Origin of the sequence: Auraticoccus cholistanensis (assembly GCF_009742705.1) — a bacterium.
GTDB classification, from domain to species: Bacteria; Actinomycetota; Actinomycetes; order Propionibacteriales; family Propionibacteriaceae; genus Auraticoccus; species Auraticoccus cholistanensis.
The window spans coordinates 112,396-133,453 of the sequence record NZ_WPCU01000005.1 but is presented as its reverse complement, the minus strand read 5'-3'; the positions used below and the strand labels follow the sequence as shown (position 1 = coordinate 133,453).

Sequence of the window (21,058 nt, the reverse complement as noted above, 5' to 3'; positions counted from 1 at the left end):
GCGGACCTGGAGGGCCCCGACGCCCCGGCGCACCGGCGCCGCTGGGGTCACTCCTGCACGACGCAGGCCCGGACGAGCGCCAGCGGGCAGCGGCTGTGGGCCATCACCCCGCGCACGACCGCGCCCACACCGAGCCCGCCCTCGTGCACGCCGAGCCAGAGCAGGTCGAGGTCGGCCGAGCGGGTCACCAGGGTGTCGACCGGGTGGGCGTCGACCTCCAGGACCTCCACCTCCACGCCGGGGTGCTCCCGGCGCAGGCGCTCGACGAGCTCCTGCACGTGCTCGGCGTCGCGGCGTCGCAGCTCCTGCAGCTTCTCCGGGTTCGGCGTCCGGCTGAACAGCCCGACCGTCGGCGGCTGCCAGGCGTGCACCACCTCCAGGGTGGCGCCGCGGCGCTCGGCCTCCTCGAAGGCCATCCGCAGCGCTCCCGACGCCTTCGGGTTGGGCTCGAGCCCGATGCCGATGCGACCGAGGAATCCGGTGTGCTCGACGTGGCTGGCCGCCGAGACCATGATCACCGGGCAGCGGGCGGAGGCGGCCACCCCCACGCTGGTGGAGCCGACGAAGAGCCGCTCCAGGCCCCGCACCGAGCGCCGGCCGACGACCACCAGGTCGGCGGTCTCGGACAGCTTGGCCAGCACGCCGCTGGGGTTGCCCATGGCGACCTCGCGGTGCACCCGCTCGGCGGGCAGGCCCATGGACCGGGCCGTCTCGACCGCCTCGTCGACGATGGACTCGCCGGCCTGCTGCAGCAGCGTGGGGTCGTAGACGACCCCCCAGGCACCGGCCAGCACCGCGTCGTCGACGGCGTGGGCGATCAGCAGGTCCGCCTCCCGGGCCAGGGCGGCGCGGACGGCGTAGACGAGGGCGCGCTGGCCGTCGTCGGACCCGTCGACACCGACCACCACCCGGTGGGTGAGGGGCTTGCTCATGGACGTCCTCCTGCTCGGACCGGGGCGGATCCCGCGGACCTGGCCGGGGACGGGACGCCGTGGACGGGGTGCTCGGGGTGCGGCCGGCGCGGTGGCGGGCCGGACGGCTGCGGCGGCTGGGGCCCGGCCGCCGGCAGGCCCGGCGCGGACCCCGCCCGGTGGTGGCCGGGGCCGGGCTGGGCCAGCACGGCTGGCTGCTGCTGGAGCGGCACCGGTGGCGGCTGCGGAGCGGGCGCCGCGGCCGGTGGCGGCACGGCGGTGGGCTGGCGCACCGGGGCGGCCGGGCGGGCCCCGGCACGTGGCACCGGCGACGGTGAGGCGGCGGGCCGCCCGGACAGCGCGTCGAGCTGCTGGCTGATGCGACGCAGCAGCACGGTCTGCTCGCCCAGCAGGGCCGTCTGCTCCGCCAGCAGGTCGGCGATCCGCCGCAACGGATCCTCCGGCCCGGCCGCGGGGGGCACGGGCTCCGGTCGCACAGGGCGCGGGCCCCGGCTCTGGCTGCTCATGGGGTCAACCTAGCCAGCCGGGGCCCCGTCGGGAAGCGACCCGCGGGCCCTGTGCTGCGCCGGTCAGCTGCCCGAGACCCCGTCGGGGCCGAAGGTGGTCCGGCCGCGGAGCTTGCCGGCCAGCTCGTCGTCGATCCCGTCGGCGACCTCGGCCAGCACGCTGACGGCCTGGTGCAGGTGGGCGGGCACGAACGGGTGGGCCATCACCGAGCAGGTGACGAAGACGCGGTCGCGCACCAGCTGGAACTTGACCGAGCGGGAGTCGGCGTTGAGGTCGTTGAGCACCTCCACCGCCCGGGACCGCCCCTCGACGTCGTGCACCAGGGAGGCGAAGACCAGAACCTCGCGGGCGTCGGGGGCGACCCGCAGGAAGAGCATGGTCGAGCCGACGCGCACGGCGATGTCGCCCTCGGCGTCGTGCACCGGGGCGTGGCCGAACATGTCGGTCAGCTCGAGCTCGACCATGTCGCGCAGGTGGTCGACCCCGGCCGGCAGGACCGCGACGACGTCCTCGGCGTCGTACTCGGTCAGCGCCAGGGGCTCCACCGAGGGGGTGAGGATCTCGGCCAGCTGGTCGGGGGCGAGGAAGACGGGGTGCTGCACGCCGTAGACCTCGCGCAGCGTGCACACCGCCAGGGCGGCCAGCCGGTCCGACTCCTCCTGGCGCCGGTGCAGCCAGAAGTTCTCGCTCACCTGCTCGCCGGGCTGCTCCGGCTCGCTCACCGGGTCGCGCCAGCCGAGCTCGGCCAGCCGGGCCAGCTCGGCCGGCCCGAGCTGGTACTTCTCACCCACCACCGCGTTGCTGGCCGCCTCGGCCAGCAGGGTGTCGCGGTCGAGGCTGCTGAAGCGGACGAAGGGCACCGGTTCGTCGTCGACGGCGACGCAGCCGATGGTGAAGTCGCCGCTGTCGTCGATCATCGACACGACCTCGGCCAGGCGGCCCTCGAACTCCGCCCACGACTCGGCGGTGCTGCGGTCCAGGTCGAAGTCGGTGTAGTCGGGCACGGGAGCTCTCTCCGGTCGGGACGGCACCGAGGACCGGTGCTGCTGCGAACGTAGCGCACCCTCCGGGGCCCGGTCAGGTCCCGCCACGGGCGTGCCTGGACGGTGCGGCAGCTCACCAGCCGCCGCCTCCGCCGCCGCCCACGCCGCCTCCCACGCCGGCGCCGAACCCGGAGCCGCCGCCGCTGCTGGCCGAGGCCGTGACGCTGCTGCTGACGGCGGCGGAGAAGGAGCTGAGCTGGTCGCCGAAGGTGGGCGAGGCGAACACCAGCGGGTGCGCGCCGACGTACCAGCCCGGCGTGCCGAGCTCGTGGCCGCGGGCGGCCAGGTCGCGGAACACCTTGGCCCAGTGGTCGGTGACGCCGAAGGCGATGGCGTACGGCAGGTAGCGCGAGAAGACCTGCTCGGCCTCCTCAACCCGGATCTGGTCGGCCTCGGCGGTGCTGAGGTAGAGCTTGAACCCCAGCGCCTGGTCCAGCAGCGCCGAGCCGGCGGCGGTCCGGGCGGGCGCGCGTCCGGCGAGCACCAGGGTGGCCACACCGGCGACCACCACGCCCAGGCCGGCGATCCCCCACGCCACGGTGAAGGCGAGCAGGAGGGCCAGCCCCACCCCGAGCAGCACCAGCAGGATGCCGGCGACGTACCAGCGGGTGCGCACCGCCCGCGGGTCGGCGCGGAACCAGCCGCGCTCGACCACGTCGGTGTACAGCGCCGCCTGGGTGGCGGACAGGATGGAGGCGAACCCGACGTCGGCCAGCGCGACCTCGTCGCCGTCGGCGAAGACCCCCTCCAGCAGTGCCCGCTCGTGCTCGGCGAGGTCCTCCTCCGGCGCGGGCAGCCGCTCCAGGCGCCAGACGGGCTTCTTCTCCGTGCCCGAGGGGTCCTCGACGATCCGCAGGTGGCCCCGCACGGCCAGGTCCACCAGGGCGGCCGTGACGTCGTGGGTGTGGACGACCTCGTCCAGCACCGTGCCGACCTCGGCCGCCCGAGCCCCGTCGGGCGGGGTGAAGCGCACCGCGACCGGTCCGCGCCGGCGGGAGGTGGTGGTGGTCGCCGTGGCGGTGGCCACCGGGGACAGCCCCGGGGTGATCCCGGCGAAGCGCTCGTCGCGGCCGCGGCGGGCGAGCAGGGCGGCGGCCAGGGAGCCCAGCACCGCCAGCAGCGCGCCCACACCGATGGTGGCCGGGGTGGGGGTGAAGGTGTTGCCGAGGTGGGCGCGCTCGGTCAGCAGCACCTGGGCGTCGACGGTGCCGGCCGGCCACCCCGTGGTGACGGTCAGGCCCTGTCCGGGCTCGACCAGGTCCTCGGCGAAGACGGCCCGCCGGTCCTCGGTCCGGGCGTCGGCGCAGGGGCTGGTCTCCCCCGGCTCCCCGGCGGCGCACTCGACCCGCTGGGGCGGCACCGGTCCGGTGACGGTCACGCGGACGTCGGAGAGGGGCACCTCGTACTCGGTGCCGACGACGTTCCAGGCCAGCTCGTCCAACCCCGAGCCGACGGCCTCGGGGGTGACCAGACCGCGCTGCAACCAGCTGATCCGGTACGTCTGCACCCCGCTCACCTCGACGTCCTCGTCGCCGACCCGGATCGTCTGCACGCCGCCGCTGTGCTCCAGGTGCAGGTCGGCCGGGGCCCCGCTCGGGCTGGCGGCGGTGATCTGCTCGATCGGGAAGCTCCGCCAGTGGTCCGGGTCGGCCTCGATCCGCTGCCGGGTGGGCTGCAGCAGCAGGGGTCCGTGGCCCGGGTCGGAGCCGAAGTCGAAGTCGAGGTCGACCGTCACGGCGGTGGTGCCGTCGGCGCCGACGTCGGCGGTGACGTGGTAGCGGCTGATGCGCCAGTCCTCGCTGCTCTCGGCCCGGGCGAGCGGTGGAGCCGGCACGGCGACCAGCGCGACCGCAGCCAGCAGCACCAGCAGCAGGCGACGGAGCGGGGCGGGCCGGGTGGTGACGGAGCGGGACGTCGTCATGCGGTCATTACACCGCCGACCGGGGCCGCCCGCCGGTGACGTGCGTCATCAGCAGGTGGGCGTCAGGAGGCGGGCGCGCGTCAGGAGGAGTCGCGTCTCAGGAGGCGGGCGGCCGGCCGGGCAGCACGACGTCCGAGACCGGACCGGGAGCCCACGCGACCTCCCAGGCGAAGCCGGCCGGATCCACGAAGTAGCCGCTGTAGCCACCCCAGTCCCGGTGCCTGCCGGGGGTCACCGACAACGCCCCGGCCGCCCTCGCCTCGGCCAGCACGGTGTCGACCTCCTCCACGCTCGCCACGTCGTGGGCCAGCGTGACCGGCGGCACGCCGGGCCCTCCCTGCGGCGTCCCGACCTCGGCGGTGAAGTGCTCCAGCGCCCACAGCGACAGCAGCAGGTGCTCGCCGACGCGGATCATCAGCACCTCGTCCTCGGCCTCGAGGAAGGGCGTCCACCGCATCCCGTCGAGCCAGAACCGCCGGACCGCGGCCAGGTCGGGCACGGCGAGGGTGACGAGGCTGAGGCGTTGCTGCACGGCGGGCCCTGCTCAGCCCTCGCCGGCGGCGGGCTCGTCGGCCGGCTGACGCAGCTGCGCGATGGCGGCCTCGAAGTCCTCGACCGACTCGTACTGCTGGTAGACGCTGGCGAAGCGCAGGTAGGCGACCTGGTCGAGCCGGCGCAGCGGGCCGAGGATGGCCAGGCCGACCTCGTCGGCGGGGATCTCGGGACTGCCGGAGGCCCGCAGCGTCTCCTCGACCTCCTGGCCGAGCTGGGCGAGGGCGTTCTCGTCGACCGGGCGCCCCTTGCACGCCTTGCGGACGCCGTTGACGACCTTCTCGCGGACGAAGGGCTCCACGACCCCGGACCGCTTGACCACGACCATCTGCATCTGCTCGATGGTGGTGAAGCGGCGCTCGCAGTTCGGGCACTGGCGACGTCGCCGGATGCTGGCGCCGTCCTCGCTCACCCGGGAGTCGAGCACCCGGGAGTCGGTGTGACGGCAGTACGGACAGTGCACGACCGACCTCCCTGTGGACGGGTGTGCCGCCCGGGAGGCGCTGGACCCCTGACCGACCCCCGGTGGACGCACACCGGTGTGGTGGCTACTCCACTGCGGGACCCTAGGGTCGCTACCCACGGGACGCAAGCCGGCGGCCACCCGCCGGGTCGGGGACGGCGGGGGTCAGAGCACGTTGCGCAGCACGGTCCAGAGCACCAGCGCCCCGACCCAGCCGGCCGTCCAGCCCCAGTCGGGCACGGCGGCCAGCACCGACGTCGCCCGTCGGGGCACCCGGGGCACCCGGGCACCGGACCACTGCAGCAGCCAGACCAGCGCGAGGAGCGCGAGCCCGCCCAGGGCGAGCAGCGCGACGGCGTTGTAGGACCAGGCGGCCGCCACGTCGCCGCGCAGCAGGGCCGCCCCCATCCGGGTGCCGCCGCAGAGCGGGCACTGCCAGCCGGTCAGGGCCAGCCAGGGGCACGGGAACCCCAGACCGGTCAGCCGGTAGAGCGCGCTGGTCGCCACGCCGACGGCGACGACCCCGCCCGTCCAGACCAGCCTGCGCCCGGCCCGCCGCCGGTCGGCGACGTGGGGTGCGGCGGCGGAGGTGCTCATCACCGCCCAGTATGCCGCCGGCCACGTCAGCCGGTGACGGCCAGGAACCGGCTGATCATCACGACCACCGCCAGCACGAGCAGCGACGCGGTGCTGCCGAGCAGCGCCGCCGCGCCGCGGGGGGTGAGCCGCCACTGCGGGGCGGCCACCGGCGCCGGCGCCACGACGGAGGGGGCGGGAGGCTGCACGCGGCAGGCCCGGACGACCGGGGCGGGGGCGGCCAGCTCGGGCGGGCGCACGCCGGTGGGGCGGACCCCGGTGGGACGGACCCGCGCCTGGGGGCGCTGACGGCGGCCGGTCGGCCGGCCGGTGACCGGGTTCCGGGCCCACGGGTGCGTCGCCACGGTGATGCTGCTCATGCTGCCTCCTCCGGTGATCGAACCTGTGTTCGATACCTCATGTCTACCGCAATCGAACGTGTGTGCCAAGGACGCCGGGACCGGCGTGTCGACCGCTCGTCTGCCCATGACCCCATGCCACCAGCGGGGTCTGACAGTTTCCGCGGCGACACCGACGGCGACATCGACGACGACGCCCACGGTGACGGGCACGCAGGCGCGCACCACGGTCTTGGGAGCCTGCCGCGACACGACGCGACACACGTCGAACAGGTGTTTGATTGACCGGCGCCGACCCCCTACCGTCGGTGCCATGGCGAGCAACGACGACACCCCACCGCGTCCCGGCCAGCCCCGGCGGCGCGGGCGCCCCAGCGCCAGCATGGTCCGGGCGCAGCTGGCCGAGGCCGGCGCGTCGGTCACCTCGCTGCCCGACGGCCCCGAGGACGGGCACGGCCTGACGCCGCGGCAGCGGCGCATCCTCGAGGTGATCAAGCAGTCGGTGGACGGCCGCGGCTACCCGCCCAGCATCCGGGAGGTCTGCGACGCCGTGGGGCTGGCCAGCTCCTCCAGCGGCGCCCACCAGCTCAAGGTGCTCGAGGCCAAGGGCTACCTCCGCCGCGACCCCAACCGGCCGCGGGCGCTGGAGGTGCTGCTCCCGGGCTCGAGCGCCCCGGCCGACCGCGTCGAGCGGGCCGCTGCTCCCGCGACGGCGCCGACGCCCCCGGTCGCGGGCCCCGAGGAGGGGGACGTGACCGGGATCGGCGACGCCTTCCCGACCGCCGTGCCGGTCCCGCTCGTCGGCCGCATCGCCGCCGGTGGGCCGATCCTGGCCGAGCAGCTGGTCGAGGACGTGTTCCCGCTGCCGCGGCAGCTGGTCGGCGACGGCACCCTCTTCATGCTCGAGGTGCGTGGTGACTCGATGGTCGACGCCGCCATCTGCGACGGCGACTGGGTGGTGGTCCGCCAGCAGGAGGACGCCCGCAACGGCGACATCGTGGCCGCGCTGATCGGCGAGGAGGCGACGGTGAAGACCTTCAAGCGGACCCCCGGCCAGGTTTGGCTGCTCCCCCACAACCCCGCCTACGAGCCGATCGACGGCAACCAGGCCTCCATCCTGGGCAAGGTCGTCACGGTGCTGCGCCGGGTCTGACGTCCCGGCCGCGGCCCGCCCAGCCACTAGGGTCACCTCCGTGACCAGCCCCGAGCCGGCCAGCGCCGCCCGTCCCGACGGGCCCCGCCTCCGCCGAGCGGTGCGGGTGGTCGCCTGGGTGCTGGCGCTGCTGGTGGCCGTCCCCGTCGTGGTCTACGTGGTCCACGGCGGCATCGGCAGCATCCGCGGCGTGGCTCTGCGCCGCGAGGTGGCCGGCGAGGTCGCCGAGCGGCGGGCCGTCGTGCAGCCCGAGGTGCTCGCGCTGCGGGAGCGGCAGCGGGCGGTCCTGCCGGAGCCCCCGACGCACAGCTGGGCCGCCCTGCAGTGCGCCTTCGGAACCACCGAGGGGGGCTGGATCGTGCAGGCCTACCACCAGAGCTGCTGGTTCACCACCCTGGACCTGTACCCGGTCGCCTCGGAGGACGAGGCCGTGCAGCGGGCCGGCGCGCTGCCTGCCGAGCTGTTCGGCGCACCCGGGGAGGACCCCGGCTACGCGGTCCACTGCCGTGTGCTCACCTCCTCCGTCGAGCCCTCCTCCGAGGCGGGCACTCAGCTGCTGTGGGTGCCGGGCGGCGCGGTGGCCCCCGGCGACCAGCACTGCAGCCGGCTGACCCTCGGCCAGTACGCCGCCGACGCGGTCGAGCCGCTGGACCCGACCTCGGTCGACCCGGGCACCGACTGGCTGGTGGTGTCCAACCAGGCCCCGGTGCTGGAGCGCCGGGAGCTGGGCTGCAGCCCCTGGTCCCTCGTCTTCTGCTCCCGCCCGTGGGACGAGCCGGTGCTGGGCTGACCCGGGCGGCTGCTCCGGGCAGCCCTTGACGTCGCGCTGCGGCGGCCGGTTCACTGCTGGCAGCCGCCGACCCCACCCCCACCCCCCACCGGCGGCGCCTCCGGAGGAACGATGACGCACCGTCTGCGTGCCCTGTCCGCGCTCGCCCTCGGCCTGGTGCTGGCCCCGCTGGCCCTGGTCCCTCCTGCCGCCGCCGCACCACCGGAGGGGGCGCTGCCCACCGTCTCACCGGCCCCGCAGCACATCGCCCGCGAGGGTCGCGACACCGTGCTCCCCAGCCGGGTCGAGGTGGTCGTCGGCGAGACCACCGACCCGGCCGCCCGCGACCTGCTGGTCGACGTGCTGGCGGACTCGGCCGCCCGGGTCGAGGTCGTCACCGAGGCCACGGACGCCCCGCTGCGGTTCCTGCTGGGCCCGGCCGACCGTCCCGACGTGGCCGCCGCCCTGGGTGACGTGGACGTGCCCGACCGTCCGGAGGGGTACGCCCTGCGGGTCGACCGCCGCGGCGGCGGCCTGGGTACGGTCGCCCTCGGCGGGGTCGACGCCGCCGGGCAGTACTACGCCGTCCAGACGCTGCGTCAGCTGGTCGTCGGCGACGGCGCCCGGGCCCGCCTCGCGGCGGTGCGGGTCAGCGACTGGCCCTCGATGCCGCTGCGCGGCACGATCGAGGGCTTCTACGGCGAGCCGTGGACGCCGCAGGAGCGGCTGGACCAGATGGCCTTCCACGGTGACGTCAAGGCCAACACCTACATCTACGCCCCCAAGGACGACCCCTACCACCGCGAGCTGTGGCGCGAGCCCTACCCGGCCGACCGGCTGGCCGAGCTGCGCGAGCTGGTGCAGGAGGCGACCGCGCACCACGTCCGCTTCACCTTCGCCCTCTCCCCCGGCAACACGGTCTGCTACTCCGCCGAGGAGGACCACCGGGCGCTGGTGGCCAAGCTGCAGCAGATGTACGACGCCGGGGTGCGGGCCTTCTCGGTCCCGCTGGACGACATCGCCTACGCCCGCTGGAACTGCGAGGCCGACGAGGAGACCTTCGGGGCTCCCGGTCCGGCTGCCGCCGGCGTCGCGCAGGCGAGGCTGCTCGACCGCATCCAGCGGGAGTTCATCGAGACCTCCGAGGGGGCGCACCCGCTGCAGATGGTTCCCACCGAGTACTCCGACACCGAGGACTCGGCCTACAAGCAGGCCCTGCGCGGGATGGACGAGGACGTCGTGGTGATGTGGACCGGCGTCGGCGTGGTGCCGCAGGAGGTCACCACCGAGCAGGCCGACCGGGCGGCCCAGGTGTTCGGGGGCCCGCCCTTCCTGTGGGACAACTACCCGGTCAACGACTACGGCCAGACCAGCGGGCGGCTGCTGCTCGCCCCCTACGCCCAGCGCGAGCCCGGGCTGTCGCAGCACCTGGCGGGCATCGTCTCCAACCCGATGAACCAGGCCTCCGCGAGCAAGGTGGCGGTCTTCGGGGTCGCCGACTTCACCTGGAACGACACCGGCTACGACCCGGAGCGCAGCTGGCGTGAGGCTATGCGCTACCTCGCCGGCGACGACGAGGCCGCCACCGAGGCGCTGCTGGTGCTGGGCGACCTCAACCACCTGGCCCCCAGCTTCGGCACCCCCTGGCAGCCGCAGGCGCCGGTGCTCAGCGGGCGTCTGGAGGAGTTCTGGGCCGACTGGGAGGCCGGCCGGCGCAGCGAGGCGGTGGCCCAGCTCCGCGAGCACGCCGAGGCGATCACCGCGGCCCCCGCCACGATCGCCGCCGGCTCCGTCGACCCCGGGTTCGTCTCCGACGCGGAGCCCTGGCTGACGGCCACCCGGCTCTGGGGCGAGGCGACGCTGGCCCTGCTGGACGCCCTGCAGGCCCGTCTGGACGGCGACGAGGAGCAGGCCGCCGCGCTGGCCGGGCGGTCGGAGCAGCTGCAGCGGCAGGCCGCCGCCGTGCGGGTCGAGCCGCCGGAGAACACCTGGGGCGCCGCGCCGGTCCGGATCGCCGACGGTGTGCTGGACGTGTTCCTGGTGGAGGCGGGGCTGGCCCTGGAGCTGTGGGACCTCGGGGCCGTCCGCGACGTGGCCGCCGAGGGCACCGCCACGGCCTCCAGCGTCGAGCAGGACCTGCCGCACCTGGCCGCCCGTCACGTCAACGACGGCGACCGCAGCACCCGCTGGGCCTCGGGCTACGACGACGCCGCCTGGGTGCAGGTGGAGCTGGCCGAGCCCGTGCCGGTGGCTGCGGTGACCATCACCTGGGAGGCGGCCTGCGCCACCCGGTACCGGCTGCAGACCTCCGCCGGCGGCCGGACCTGGACCGACGTCGCCGATGTGGACGAGACCAGCTGCGCCCTGGACGTGCTGCGCACCGACGACCCGGACCCGGTCCGCTTCGTCCGCGTGCAGGGGGTCGAGCGCGCCTCCGACTGGGGCTACTCGATCTGGGAGATCGGCATCTGGACCACCGGCTGAGCCGGTTCAGGACGCCTGGCGGGTCTCCTGCAGCCGGCGCAGCGCCTGCACGGCCACCTCGCGGTCGGTGGTCGTCCACATCGGCGGCATGGTCGAGCGCAGGAAGGCGCCGTAGCGGGCGGTGACCAGCCGCGGGTCCAGCACCGCCACCACCCCGCGGTCGGTGGCGCGGCGGATCAGCCGCCCGGCCCCCTGGGCGAGCAGCAGCGCGGCGTGGGTGGCCGCCACCTGCATGAAGCCGTTGCCGCCGGCCTCGGTGACCGCCTGCTGGCGTGCCTGCATCAGCGGCTCGTCCGGACGGGGGAAGGGCAGCTTGTCGATGATGACCAGCTCGCAGGTGTCACCGGGGACGTCGATGCCCTGCCACAGCGAGACGGTGCCGAAGAGGCTGGTCTCCGGCTCCTCGGCGAAGCGGCGGGTCAGCTCGGAGAGCTGGGCCTCGCCCTGGCACAGCACGGTGTGGTCCTTGAGCTCGCGGCGCACGTGCGCCGCGGCGGCCTCGGCCGCCCGCTGGGAGGCGAACAGCCCGAGCGTGCGCCCGCCCGCCGCCCACACCAGCTCGGCCACCTCGGTCAGCGTCTCGGGCGTGATCCCGTCCCGGCGCGGCGGGGGCAGCCGCTCGGCCACGTAGAGGATCCCCTGCCGGCGGTATTCGAAGGGGGAACCCACGTCGATCCCCCGCCACGACAGCACCTCCTCGGTGGGCGCCCGGGTCGGGTCGTCGGTGCGCTCCCGGGTCTGCAGCCCGATCGAGGCGGCGGTGGCGGTGAAGTCGCCGCCGACCTGGAGGGTGGCCGAGGTCAGCACCGTGGGGTGCTGGCTGAGGACGTGGCTGCGCATCAGCCCGGCCACGCTGAGCGGGGCCACCCGCAGCTCCCGGCCGGCGCGCTCGCGGTCCAGCACCCAGACCACGTCGGCCTCGGCCAGGGCGGCCATCCGCTCGGCGAGGTCGAAGACCTCCTTGGCCACCGAACCCGCCTGCCGCTGCTCCGGGTCGACCTCGCCGGACTGACCGCCCTCGCCGCGACCCATCGCGGAGACCACCCGGCGGGCCACGTCCCGGACCGTCCGCAGCGCCTGCACCACCGGGTGGTCCGGGTCGGTGAGCCGCTCCGGGGCCGCCTCCTCCAGCGCCTCCCGCAGCACGTCGGCGGTGTCGAGGAACTCCCCGCCCAGGTCGTCGTCGAGCCAGGTGAGGCAGCGCCGGGCCACCCGCTCCAGGTGCGCCGGTGACAGCTCGCCCGAGGCCGCACCGGTGACCCGGCCCACCAGCTCGTGGGCCTCGTCGATGACCACCGCGGTGTGCTCGGGCAGCGCCGTGCCGCCGTGCATGGCGTCGATGGCCAGCAGCGCGTGGTTGGTGACGACCAGGTCCGCCTCACGGGCCTTCTCACGCGACTTCTCCACGAAGCACACCTCGCCCCACGGGCAGCGGGCGGCGCCCAGGCACTCGCGCACCGGCACCGACACCTGCGCCCAGGCCTTGGGGCCGTGGCTCGGTGCGTCGTCGCGGTCGGCGAGCCCACCGCCGCCCGCCTGCTCCTCGGCCCACTCCCGCAGGGCCAGCACCTGCGCACCCAGCGCGGACGAGCCCGGACCGGCGCCGGGTCCGCCGGGGGTGGGGTCGGCCGTGGTCGGGCGGGCGCCCTCGGCCTGGGCCAGCAGATCCGCCCCGGTGACCAGCGCGTCCTGGTCGTCGATGACCTGGTCGCGGACCCGCAGCAGGCAGGCGTAGTTCGAGCGGCCCTTGAGCACCGCGTGCCGGGGACGGCGGCCGGTCACCCGCTCGACGGCGTCCAGCGCGGCCGGGATGTCCTTGCTGGCCAGCTGGGCCTGCAGCGCCAGGGTCGCGGTGGCCACCACCACCCGGTCGTCGGGGTGGGCCGCCAGGTGGCTGAGCACCGGGGCCAGGTAGCCCAGCGACTTGCCGGTGCCGGTGCCGGCCTGGACCAGCAGGTGCTGCCCGGTCGACAGCGTGGCGGCGACGGCATCGGCCATGGCCACCTGCCCGGGACGCTCGTCACCGGAGATCCCACCGACGGCGGCCGCCAGCACCTCCCGGTGACCGGCCCCGGTGCGGGCGGGACGGTCGGACGAGGGCTGTGCGGGCACCGCTTCACCGTAGCCGTTCCGGCCGCCCGACGCCCGCGCGTGTGCACACCCCCGCACCCGCACGTCCGGCGAGCCGTAACCGGCTGGATCGGCGCACGACACACCCGCGAAACACCCGCTGCCTAGCGTGGCGGCACGACCGGTCGGGAAGGGGGTGCAGGGTGTACGACGCCGTCGACCCCTTCATCGGGACCGAGGCCACCCGGCTGCCGCCGGCCTCGGGCCTCGCCGCGACCTGGTGGTGGCCGAAGCCGCAGATCGGCAACACCCACCCCGGCGCCACGCACCCCTTCGGGATGGTCTCGGTGTGCCCCTACTCCGGCGCCTACCCCACCGGCTACGGCCGCTACGACTTCAACACCGAGGGCGTGCCGCCGACCGTCCACGACGACCTGGTGGCCAGCGGCTTCACCCACTTCCAGCAGTCGGGCACCGGGGCCATCCGCAAGTACTACAACTACTTCCGGGTCACCCCGATGGTGGAGCCGCTGGACTCCCTCGGGCGGACCTACCGGCTCAGCGAGGAGGAGGCCGCTCCCGGGTACTGGGCCGGCACCCTGGAGTCGGGGGTGCGCTGCGAGCTGACCGTCGGGCCCAAGTCCGCGGTCCACCGCTACACCTTCCCCAGCCACCACGAGGCCCGGCTGGTGGTCGACGCCTCGATGGGCGGGCTCGCGCTGCCGCACAGCCAGACCGTGCCGCTCAGGGCCCACCTGGCGCTGCTCGGCCCGGGCGTGGCCCAGGGCGAGATCCTGGTCGAGGGCGTCCCGCTGTCGGTGCACCTGGAGGTCACCAGCCCCGGCTGGCGCCAGCTGCTGTGGTACGACCGGCGGCTGATGCCCGGCGGCACCCGGCTCGACTTCGACTACATCCGCTCCACCACGCTGCGCTCCTTCGGCCTGATGTGGCGGGGCCCGGCGGCGGCCGGTGAGGTGGTCGAGATCCGGCTCGGGTTCTCGCTGCGGGGCTGCGAGCAGGCTCGCGCCAACCTGGCGGCCGACAGCGGCGGCCGCGCACCGGCGTTCGGCTGGCGCCGCAGCGCCACCACCCAGGTGTGGCGCAGCCACCTGGACCGGGTCCAGGTCGAACCGGTCTCCGGCGAGCAGCAGACCGTGCTGGCCACCGCCCTCTACCACTCGATGGTCAAGCCCTGCTTCGCCCCCGACGAGTCGCCCGCCTGGCCCACCGACGGCCCCTTCGTCTTCGACATCTGCACCATGTGGGACATCTACCGGACCCAGCTGCCGCTGCTCACCGCGCTCTTCCCCGAGCGGGCCGTGGAGCTGGCCAACGCCCTGCTGTCGGTCTGCGAGCAGGAGGGCAACCTGCCCATCGGCTACCGGATGGCCAAGGGCGCCGACCGGTTCTCCCGGCAGGGCAGCGCGCTGGCCCACACCCTGCTGGCCGACCTGTGCCGGCTCGACCTCCCCGGGATCGACTGGGAGTGGGCGATGGTGCACATGGAGGCCGACCTGCGCCGCAGCTACGGCGAGGACTACCTGGTCAGCGGGGTGGCCCACCCGGTCAGCCACACCCTGGACCTGGCGCTGGGCTACTCCTGCACGGCGGTGGTGGCTCGACGGCTGGGCGACGCCGAGCTGGCCGGCCGGCTGTGCGGGCTGGCGGAGGGCTGGCGGCGCGCCTTCGACCCCAGCACCGGTCTGCTGGTCGACTCCTCCTTCTACGAGGGCGGCCGGGAGAACTACTCCTTCCGGCTGCTGCACGACATGCGGGCGCGGATCGAGCTCGCCGGCGGCGACACCGCCTTCGTGACCCTGCTGGACCGCTTCTTCGGCTTCGGGCAGCCGCCGGTGCGCCAGCCCGGGGTCGGCCCCTCCACCGAGGAGCTGGCGGCCGGGTACGCGCTGGGCCGGTTCGAGGGCCTCAACAACGAGCCCGACGTGGACGCCCCCTGGGCCTACCACTGGGCCGGGCGGCCGGACCGCACCAGCGAGGTGGTCCAGCAGGTCCTGGTGCACCAGTTCGGCACCGGGCGCGGCGGGCTGCCCGGCAACGACGACTCCGGCGGGCTCAGCTCCTGGTACGTCTGGGCCAGCCTCGGGCTGTTCCCGGTCGCCGGGCAGGACCTGGTGCTGCTCGGCGCCCCGGCGGTGCCCGAGGCCCGGCTGCGGCTGGGCGACGGGGAGCTGCTGGTCACCGCCGGCGGGCTCCAGCCGGCGGAGCCGGGCTCGCCCACCAACCACGTCCGCTCGGTGAGCCTCGACGGCCACCCGCTGACCCGCACCTGGCTGACCGGCACCGAGCTCCGCCGGGCGTCCCACCTGGCCGTCGAGCTCGGTCCCCGGCCGTCGGGCTGGGGCACCGGCCACCGTCCCCCCTCCGTCTCCGACCCCGTCCCCGCCCGTCCCCGATCCCGTCCCCGTCCGTCCCCGACCCCACCCTGGAGGTGACCGTGCTCTCCCTTCCCGTCCCCGCAGCCGCGGAGTCCACCGACGGCCCCCGTCGGCGTCTCGTCCTCGTCGTCCGGGCCGACCCGGTGATCTGCGGCCACTCCGGCGAGGCACGCTGCCTGGCCGAGGTGGCGCTCACCCGCGGCTACACCGACGTCCGCATCCTGACCTGGACCCTCGACCGGCTGGTCGAGAGCGGGCTGCCGCTCAAGCCCCTGGAGCACGTCCAGCCCTACAGCCCCGGCATCACCGTGGAGCGTCCCGAGCCCGTCGGCGACTACCGGGTGCCCGACGGGCGCCACCTCGCCGGCCTCACCGGACGGCTGGTGGAGCTGTTCACCGACGGCGTGCCGACGCACGCCATGTCGCTGTACCTCAGCCCGCACGCCACGGCGGTCACCGACGCGGCGCGGACCGCCCGCCGGCTGGGCGCGGCCCCGGAGCTGGTGACCATCGCCGAGGCCGTCGGCTCCGACGTCACCAACGTCGTCCGCGACTGCGTGGCCTCCGGCCGCTACGGGGCCGCCATCCAGGTGCTGTCCACCTACCTGGACAACGACCACTGCGTCGCCGTGTCGGAGTACACCAAGGAGCTGGTCGTCGGCGAGGCGGCGCGGCTGGACGCGGCCACCGGGACGCGGTTCGCCGAGCAGCTGGCCGAGCGGGTCCGGGTGTCCTACCCGGCGGTGGACTCGTCGGCCTACCTGCAGCTGGACGCCGACCGGGCCGACGAGGTGCTGGGCGCCCGTGGGCTCGTGGCCGGCGGGTACGTGCTGTTCCTGTCCCGGCTCGCCTCGGCCAAGGGGCTGGACGACCTGGTGGCCGCCTACGTCGGCAGCCGGGCGAGCGAGCGGGTGCGGCTGGTGCTGGCCGGCCGCGGTCCGCAGGAGGCCGAGCTGCGCGGCTGGGTCGAGGCGTCGGGGCTGGCGGACCGGATCGACGTGCTGACCGACGTCGACGACGACGAGAAGTCGGCGCTGATGGCGGGCTCCGCGGCCTTCGTGCTGCCGAGCAGGCCGCAGCCGGAGTTCGTGGAGACCTTCGGCATCGCCCTGGTCGAGTCGATGCTGGCCGGCGGCGGGCCGGTGGTCACCTGCCCCACCGGCGGCATCCCGGAGGCGGTGGGCGACACCGCGGTGCTGGTGCCGGCCTCCGACCCCCGGGCGCTGCGCGCCGCGCTGGACGAGGTGGTGTGCGACTGGACGCCGCAGCAGCGCCGCGCGGCCCGGGCCCGGGCCCGCAGCCACGCGCTCGGCTTCGACCGCCACGCGGTCTTCGACGCCCTCTTCGGCCCCGTGCTGCCCCCGCCCCCGGTGGCCTCGGTGGCCTGAACCGGCGGGCGAGACGGCTGGGACGGGACGGCCGTGGCGGCTACCGTCCGAGCATGACCCGCTACACCCACGGACACGCCGAGAGCGTGCTGCGCTCGCACGCGTCCCGCACCGCCGAGAACTCCGCCGCCTACCTGCTCCCCCGGCTGCGTCCGGGCGACCGGCTGCTCGACGTCGGCGCCGGGCCCGGGACGATCACCGCCGACCTCGTCGAGCTGGTGGCCCCCGGCCGGGTGACCGCGCTGGAGGCCGACGAGGCGGCGCTGGCCCACACCCGGGCGGGGCTCGAGGCACGTGGCGTGGAGGGGGACCTGGTGGTGGGGGACGTCCAGGCCCTCGACCTGCCCGACGACTCCTTCGACGTGGTGCACGCCCACCAGGTCCTGCAGCACGTCGCGGACCCGGTGCAGGCGCTGCGGGAGATGGCGCGGGTGACCCGCCCGGGCGGACTGGTGGCCGTCCGCGACTCCGACTACTCCGCCTTCACCTGGTGGCCGCCCACCCCCGAGCTGGACGACTGGATGTCGCTGTACCAGCAGATCGCCCGCCGCAACGGCGGCGAGCCGGACGCCGGGCGTCGACTGCTCAGCTGGGCCCGGCAGGCCGGCCTGACCGAGGTGGAGGCCACCTCGAGCACCTGGTGCTACGCCGGGCCGGAGCAGCGCCGGTGGTGGGGCGGCATGTGGGCCGACCGCATCGTCGACTCCGCGATGGCCGAGCAGGCGGTGGTCGAGCAGCACACCACCCGCCAGCACCTGCAGCGGATCTCCGACGGCTGGCGGCGCTGGGCCGAGCAGCCCGACGGCTGGTTCTCGCTGCTGCACGCCGAGCTGCTGGTCACCGTGCGGTGACCAGCGGCTCGGCTCAGCTGCGGTAGGGCTCCAGCTCGGCCGCCAGGTCGGCGTGCACCCGGGCCACCACCTGGGTGCCCTCGGGGGTGTGCTCGCTGGTGATGAACTCCCCGGCGCTGTGGATCCGGTCGATCAGGTCGCCCCGGGAGTACGGCACCAGTGCGCGCACCTCGACCTCCGGCCGCGGCAGCCGCTGCTCGACGGTGGCGCGGAGCTCGTCGATGCCCTGGCCGGTGCGGGCCGAGACGACCACGGCGTCCGGGTGGGCCGCCCGCAGCGTGGTCAGCGTCTCGGCGCTGGCCAGGTCGGCCTTGTTGAACACCATCTGCTCGGGCACCTGGGCCGCACCGATGTCGGAGAGCACCCGCCGGACGGCGGTGATCTGGCCCACCGGGTCCGGGTCGGAGGCGTCCACCACGTGCAGCAGCAGGTCGGCCCTCGCGGTCTCCTCCAGGGTGGAGGCGAAGGCCTCGACGAGGTCGTGCGGCAGGTGGCGGACGAACCCGACCGTGTCGGTGAGCGTGTAGACGCGGCTGTCGGCGGTCTCGGTCCGGCGGGTGGTCGGGTCCAGGGTGGCGAACAGCGCGTTCTCCACCAGCACCCCGGCGCTGGTCAGCCGGTTCAGCAGGCTCGACTTGCCGGCGTTGGTGTAGCCGACGATGGCCACCGAGGGGACCCGGTTGCGGACCCGCTCGGCGCGCTTGGTCTCGCGGGTGGCGTCGAGCTCGCGGAGCCGGGCCCGCAGCTGGGAGATGCGGGTGTTGATCCGCCGGCGGTCGGTCTCGAGCTTGGTCTCACCGGGGCCGCGGCCGCCGATGCCGCCACCGGCGGCGGCGCGTCCACCGGCCTGGCGCGACAGGTTGCCACCCCAGCCCCGGAGCCGCTGCTTGAGGTACTGCAGCTGGGCCAGCTCCACCTGCGCCTTGCCCTCGGCGCTGCGGGCGTGCTGGGCGAAGATGTCGAGGATGAGGGCGGTGCGGTCCACCACCTTGACCTTGACCCGGTCCTCCAGGTTGCGCAGCTGGGCGGCGGTCAGCTCGCCGTCGCAGATCACCGTGTCGGCGCCGGTGGCGACCACGACCTCGCGCACCTCGTCCACCTTGCCGCGGCCGATGTAGGTGGCCGGGTCGGGACGCTGGCGACGCTGCACCAGCCCCTCCAGCACCTGCGAGCCGGCGGTCTCGGCCAGCAGCTTGAGCTCGGCCATCGAGTTGTCGACGTCGACCTGGCTGCCGGTCGTCCAGACGCTGACCAGCACCACGCGCTCCAGCCGGAGCTGGCGGTACTCGACCTCGGTGACGTCGGACAGCTCGGTGGAGAGCCCGGCCACCCGGCGCAGCGAGTGCCGCTCCGCCAGGTCCAGCTGGTCGCCGTCGGGGTCGTCGGCGTCGTCGTAGTCGTCGGGGTCGAGGGGGCCCGGGGCCAGCCCGTCCGGGTCGAGACCGTCCTCGGCGAGGTCGTCGAGGTCGAGGTCGTCCTCGAGCGGTCGGGTGGAGCTGTCGCGCGGCAGGTCGTCGCCGTCGTCGTGGTGCCTGTGCAGAGCCGTCATGTTCCTCCCAGCGTCTCACGCCCGCCCCGGCCGGCGCGACGTGGTTCCGGCGGCCCGTGCGTGGTCCTCTCGATCCGAGGACGTTACCCACCGACACCCGGGGCACACCGGCCCGCGGACCGGTCGGGCGCGGGCTCAGCCGGTGGGCAGCAGCACCTGGCCGTGGGCGACCACCTCGGCGGGCCCGGTGAGGTAGCTGGTGCCCTCGGCGAGCTCCACCTCTACCGTGCCGCCGGGGACGTCGACCCGCCACGTCCCGACGGCCGCGCCGACCGACCGCGCGGAGGCGGCGACCGCGGCCACGGTGCCGGTGCCGCACGAGCGGGTCTCGCCCGAGCCGCGCTCGTGCACCCGCATCTGCAGGTGCCGCTCGCCCACCGAGCGGACGAACTCGACGTTGACGCCCTCGGGGAAGACGTCCGCCGGCCGCCAGCGGGGCGCGACGTGCAGCTCCAGCGAGGCGAGCTGCGGGTCGGCGGGGCCCAGCAGCACCACGGCGTGCGGGTTGCCCACGTCGACGGCGGTGGCCGGCCACGACCGCTCCCCCTCGCCGGTGGCCGCGGTGACCGTGACCGCCCCCGGCTCCACCCGGACCGGACCCATCTCGACCCGGTACCGCGCGCCGTCGAGCACCTCCACCGGGCGCACCCCGGCACGGGTGGCGATGTCGAAGCGCCGGCCGCTGAGCAGTCCCTCGGCCAGCAGGTGGTGGGCGAACACCCGGACGCCGTTGCCGCACATCTCGGCCACCGAGCCGTCGGCGTTGCGGTAGTCCATGAACCACAGCGCACCGTCGCCCTGCCAGTCGTCGACGGCCGCCGCACGCACGGCCCGGAGCACGCCGTCGCCGCCCACGCCGGCACGCCGGTCGCAGAGCCAGCGGACCTCGTCCGCGCCGAGGTCGAGGCTGCCGTCGGGATCGACCAGCAGCACGAAGTCGTTCTGCGTCCCGTGCCCCTTGGCGAACGACCAGCTGCGCATGGGGCCCATTCTCCCGGCCGGACCGGCACCGGCCAACTCAGCTCGGCGGCAGCAGGTCCAGCACCTCGCCGACGAGCCGCTCGGGTGGCGTGGTGGCCTCGAGCCAGCGGATCCGCGGGTCCCGGCGGAACCAGCCGAGCTGCTTGCGGGCGAAGCGCCTGGTGCCGGTGACGGTCTGCTCCCTCGCCTCGGCCTCGGTGAGCTCCCCCGCCAGCTGCTGCAGCACCTGCCGGTAGCCGAGGGCGCGGGAGGCGGTCCGGCCCCGGCGCAGCCCCCGCGCCTCCAGCCGGCGGACCTCGTCGACCAGCCCGTCGGCCCACATCCGCTCCACCCGGAGCCGGATCCGCTCGTCCATCAGGCCCCGGTCGAGGGTGAGCCCGACCTGCACCACCCCGCTGAGGTGGTAGCGCGGCTCGGGCAGCTCGGCGGTGAAGCCCCCGGTCAGCTCCACCACCTCCAGGGCCCGCACCACGCGGCGGGCGTTGCCGGGCTCGATCCGGGCCGCGGCCTCCGGCGCCAGCCGGGTCAGCCGCTCCCGCAGGACCGGCAGCCCCCGTTCGGCCAGCTCGGCCTCCAGCCGGGCCCGCAGCTCGGGGTCGGTGCCGGGGAAGTCCATCTCGTCGAGCACCGCCCGAACGTAGAGCGAGGAGCCGCCGACCAGCACGGGCAGCACCCCGCGGGCCCGGCACCCGGCCACCGCCGCGCGTGCCATGGTCTGGAAGTCGGCCACGCTGGCGGTCTCGGTGACCTCCAGCACGTCCAGCAGGTGGTGCGAAATGCCACGCCGTTCGGCGACGGTGGGCTTGGCCGTGCCGATGTCCATGCCGCGGTAGACGAGCATCGAGTCGGTGTTGACCACCTCGGCCGGGCGGCCCGCCGCGCGCAGGGCCTCGGCCACGGCGACGGAGAGCGCCGTCTTGCCCGAGGCGGTGGGTCCGATCAGGCTCAGCACAGGGGGCTCCGGCACCCCGCCGTCCACGCTCTCCACTCCCGCCCTCCCCGTGCTCGTTGGGCGATCCTGTCAGACTCGGAGGTGTCGAGCCATCGACGCCGGGCCCACCGGC

The 21,058-nt window shown here is 75.3% G+C and carries 18 protein-coding genes; 7 read left to right on the top strand and 11 right to left on the bottom strand.

The window, feature by feature from the left end; genetic code table 11:
* Window positions 1-47: 47 nt before the first annotated feature.
* Window positions 48-932 (bottom strand): universal stress protein, encoded by an 885-nt coding sequence (locus tag GC722_RS06565; protein ID WP_156609213.1) that lies wholly within the window; start codon window positions 930-932, stop codon window positions 48-50.
* Window positions 933-991: 59 nt separating this feature from the next.
* Here GC722_RS06565 and GC722_RS06560 point away from each other — a divergent pair, with 59 nt between their 5' ends.
* The gene (locus GC722_RS06560; protein WP_156609211.1) at window positions 992-1,249 is read left to right on the top strand and encodes a hypothetical protein; all 258 of its coding nucleotides are present in this window, start codon (window positions 992-994) and stop codon (window positions 1,247-1,249) included.
* A gap of 252 nt (window positions 1,250-1,501) precedes the next feature.
* On the opposite strand, the gene GC722_RS06555 is transcribed toward GC722_RS06560, so the two are convergent.
* The 6 genes from GC722_RS06555 to GC722_RS06530 all read right to left on the bottom strand — a co-directional run bounded on the left by GC722_RS06555 (window position 1,502) and on the right by GC722_RS06530 (window position 6,374).
* A complete protein-coding gene (locus GC722_RS06555; RefSeq protein ID WP_331714463.1) occupies window positions 1,502-2,443 on the bottom strand; it encodes a T3SS (YopN, CesT) and YbjN peptide-binding chaperone 1 in 942 nt (313 codons plus the stop codon).
* A 112-nt stretch (window positions 2,444-2,555) separates the two neighbouring features.
* Window positions 2,556-4,403: a DUF2207 domain-containing protein gene (locus tag GC722_RS06550; RefSeq protein WP_156609209.1), complete on the bottom strand. Its 1,848-nt coding sequence runs from the start codon at window positions 4,401-4,403 to the stop codon at window positions 2,556-2,558.
* A 97-nt stretch (window positions 4,404-4,500) separates the two neighbouring features.
* Window positions 4,501-4,935 carry a VOC family protein gene (locus GC722_RS06545; protein ID WP_331714462.1) on the bottom strand — a complete coding sequence of 145 codons (435 nt, stop codon included), beginning with the start codon at window positions 4,933-4,935 and terminating at the stop codon, window positions 4,501-4,503.
* Between the two features lie 12 nt (window positions 4,936-4,947).
* Window positions 4,948-5,418 (bottom strand): transcriptional regulator NrdR, encoded by a 471-nt coding sequence (gene nrdR, locus GC722_RS06540; RefSeq protein ID WP_331714461.1) that lies wholly within the window; start codon window positions 5,416-5,418, stop codon window positions 4,948-4,950.
* Window positions 5,419-5,583: 165 nt separating this feature from the next.
* Window positions 5,584-6,015: a DUF2752 domain-containing protein gene (locus tag GC722_RS06535; protein ID WP_156609204.1), complete on the bottom strand. Its 432-nt coding sequence runs from the start codon at window positions 6,013-6,015 to the stop codon at window positions 5,584-5,586.
* A gap of 26 nt (window positions 6,016-6,041) precedes the next feature.
* Window positions 6,042-6,374: a hypothetical protein gene (locus tag GC722_RS06530; protein WP_156609202.1), complete on the bottom strand. Its 333-nt coding sequence runs from the start codon at window positions 6,372-6,374 to the stop codon at window positions 6,042-6,044.
* 361 nt (window positions 6,375-6,735) lie between these two features.
* Here GC722_RS06530 and lexA point away from each other — a divergent pair, with 361 nt between their 5' ends.
* The 3 genes from lexA (at window position 6,736) to GC722_RS06515 (ending at window position 10,759) form a co-directional block, all read left to right on the top strand.
* Complete coding sequence (lexA, locus tag GC722_RS06525) at window positions 6,736-7,506, top strand: transcriptional repressor LexA (RefSeq protein WP_156609733.1); 771 nt, start codon at window positions 6,736-6,738, stop codon at window positions 7,504-7,506.
* Window positions 7,507-7,546: 40 nt separating this feature from the next.
* Window positions 7,547-8,296, top strand: coding sequence for a hypothetical protein (locus GC722_RS06520; protein ID WP_156609198.1), 750 nt, complete (start codon window positions 7,547-7,549; stop codon window positions 8,294-8,296).
* 111 nt (window positions 8,297-8,407) lie between these two features.
* Window positions 8,408-10,759 (top strand): beta-N-acetylglucosaminidase domain-containing protein, encoded by a 2,352-nt coding sequence (locus GC722_RS06515; protein WP_156609196.1) that lies wholly within the window; start codon window positions 8,408-8,410, stop codon window positions 10,757-10,759.
* A 6-nt stretch (window positions 10,760-10,765) separates the two neighbouring features.
* On the opposite strand, the gene GC722_RS06510 is transcribed toward GC722_RS06515, so the two are convergent.
* Complete coding sequence (locus GC722_RS06510; protein ID WP_156609732.1) at window positions 10,766-12,757, bottom strand: ATP-dependent DNA helicase; 1,992 nt, start codon at window positions 12,755-12,757, stop codon at window positions 10,766-10,768.
* 275 nt (window positions 12,758-13,032) lie between these two features.
* Between GC722_RS06510 and GC722_RS06505 the strand changes: the two genes are divergently transcribed.
* Genes GC722_RS06505 through GC722_RS06495 form a run of 3 tightly spaced genes read left to right on the top strand, consistent with a single transcriptional unit; the run spans window position 13,033 to window position 17,464 of the window.
* The gene (locus tag GC722_RS06505; protein ID WP_331714460.1) at window positions 13,033-15,282 is read left to right on the top strand and encodes a glycoside hydrolase domain-containing protein; all 2,250 of its coding nucleotides are present in this window, start codon (window positions 13,033-13,035) and stop codon (window positions 15,280-15,282) included.
* A gap of 2 nt (window positions 15,283-15,284) precedes the next feature.
* Window positions 15,285-16,613, top strand: coding sequence for a glycosyltransferase (locus GC722_RS06500; RefSeq protein ID WP_331714459.1), 1,329 nt, complete (start codon window positions 15,285-15,287; stop codon window positions 16,611-16,613).
* 53 nt (window positions 16,614-16,666) lie between these two features.
* Entirely contained in the window at window positions 16,667-17,464 is a 798-nt protein-coding gene (locus tag GC722_RS06495; protein ID WP_156609194.1) for a class I SAM-dependent methyltransferase, read from the top strand.
* Between the two features lie 13 nt (window positions 17,465-17,477).
* Here the strand turns inward: GC722_RS06495 and hflX are convergent, their stop codons facing one another.
* The 3 genes from hflX to miaA form a co-directional block, all read right to left on the bottom strand.
* On the bottom strand, window positions 17,478-19,013 hold the full coding sequence (gene hflX, locus GC722_RS06490) for a GTPase HflX (protein ID WP_156609192.1): 1,536 nt from the start codon (window positions 19,011-19,013) through the stop codon (window positions 17,478-17,480).
* A gap of 135 nt (window positions 19,014-19,148) precedes the next feature.
* Window positions 19,149-19,994, bottom strand: a complete 846-nt coding sequence (dapF, locus tag GC722_RS06485; RefSeq protein ID WP_156609190.1) for a diaminopimelate epimerase — start codon at window positions 19,992-19,994, stop codon at window positions 19,149-19,151.
* Between the two features lie 37 nt (window positions 19,995-20,031).
* Window positions 20,032-20,961 (bottom strand): tRNA (adenosine(37)-N6)-dimethylallyltransferase MiaA, encoded by a 930-nt coding sequence (gene miaA / locus GC722_RS06480; protein ID WP_331714458.1) that lies wholly within the window; start codon window positions 20,959-20,961, stop codon window positions 20,032-20,034.
* Between the last annotated feature and the right edge of the window lie 97 nt (window positions 20,962-21,058).

Excerpts from the sequence above, each read along its gene's own strand:
- GC722_RS06565 (WP_156609213.1), bottom strand. The coding sequence starts at position 932 with ATGAGCAAGCCCCTCACCCACCGGGTGGTGGTCGGTGTCGACGGGTCC.
- GC722_RS06550 (WP_156609209.1), bottom strand. The coding sequence starts at position 4,403 with ATGACGACGTCCCGCTCCGTCACCACCCGGCCCGCCCCGCTCCGTCGC.
- GC722_RS06535 (WP_156609204.1), bottom strand. The coding sequence starts at position 6,015 with ATGAGCACCTCCGCCGCCGCACCCCACGTCGCCGACCGGCGGCGGGCC.
- GC722_RS06530 (WP_156609202.1), bottom strand. The coding sequence starts at position 6,374 with ATGAGCAGCATCACCGTGGCGACGCACCCGTGGGCCCGGAACCCGGTC.
- lexA (WP_156609733.1), top strand. The coding sequence starts at position 6,736 with ATGGTCCGGGCGCAGCTGGCCGAGGCCGGCGCGTCGGTCACCTCGCTG.
- GC722_RS06515 (WP_156609196.1), top strand. The coding sequence starts at position 8,408 with ATGACGCACCGTCTGCGTGCCCTGTCCGCGCTCGCCCTCGGCCTGGTG.
- GC722_RS06510 (WP_156609732.1), bottom strand. The coding sequence starts at position 12,757 with ATGGCCGATGCCGTCGCCGCCACGCTGTCGACCGGGCAGCACCTGCTG.
- GC722_RS06495 (WP_156609194.1), top strand. The coding sequence starts at position 16,667 with ATGACCCGCTACACCCACGGACACGCCGAGAGCGTGCTGCGCTCGCAC.
- hflX (WP_156609192.1), bottom strand. The coding sequence starts at position 19,013 with ATGACGGCTCTGCACAGGCACCACGACGACGGCGACGACCTGCCGCGC.
- dapF (WP_156609190.1), bottom strand. The coding sequence starts at position 19,994 with ATGCGCAGCTGGTCGTTCGCCAAGGGGCACGGGACGCAGAACGACTTC.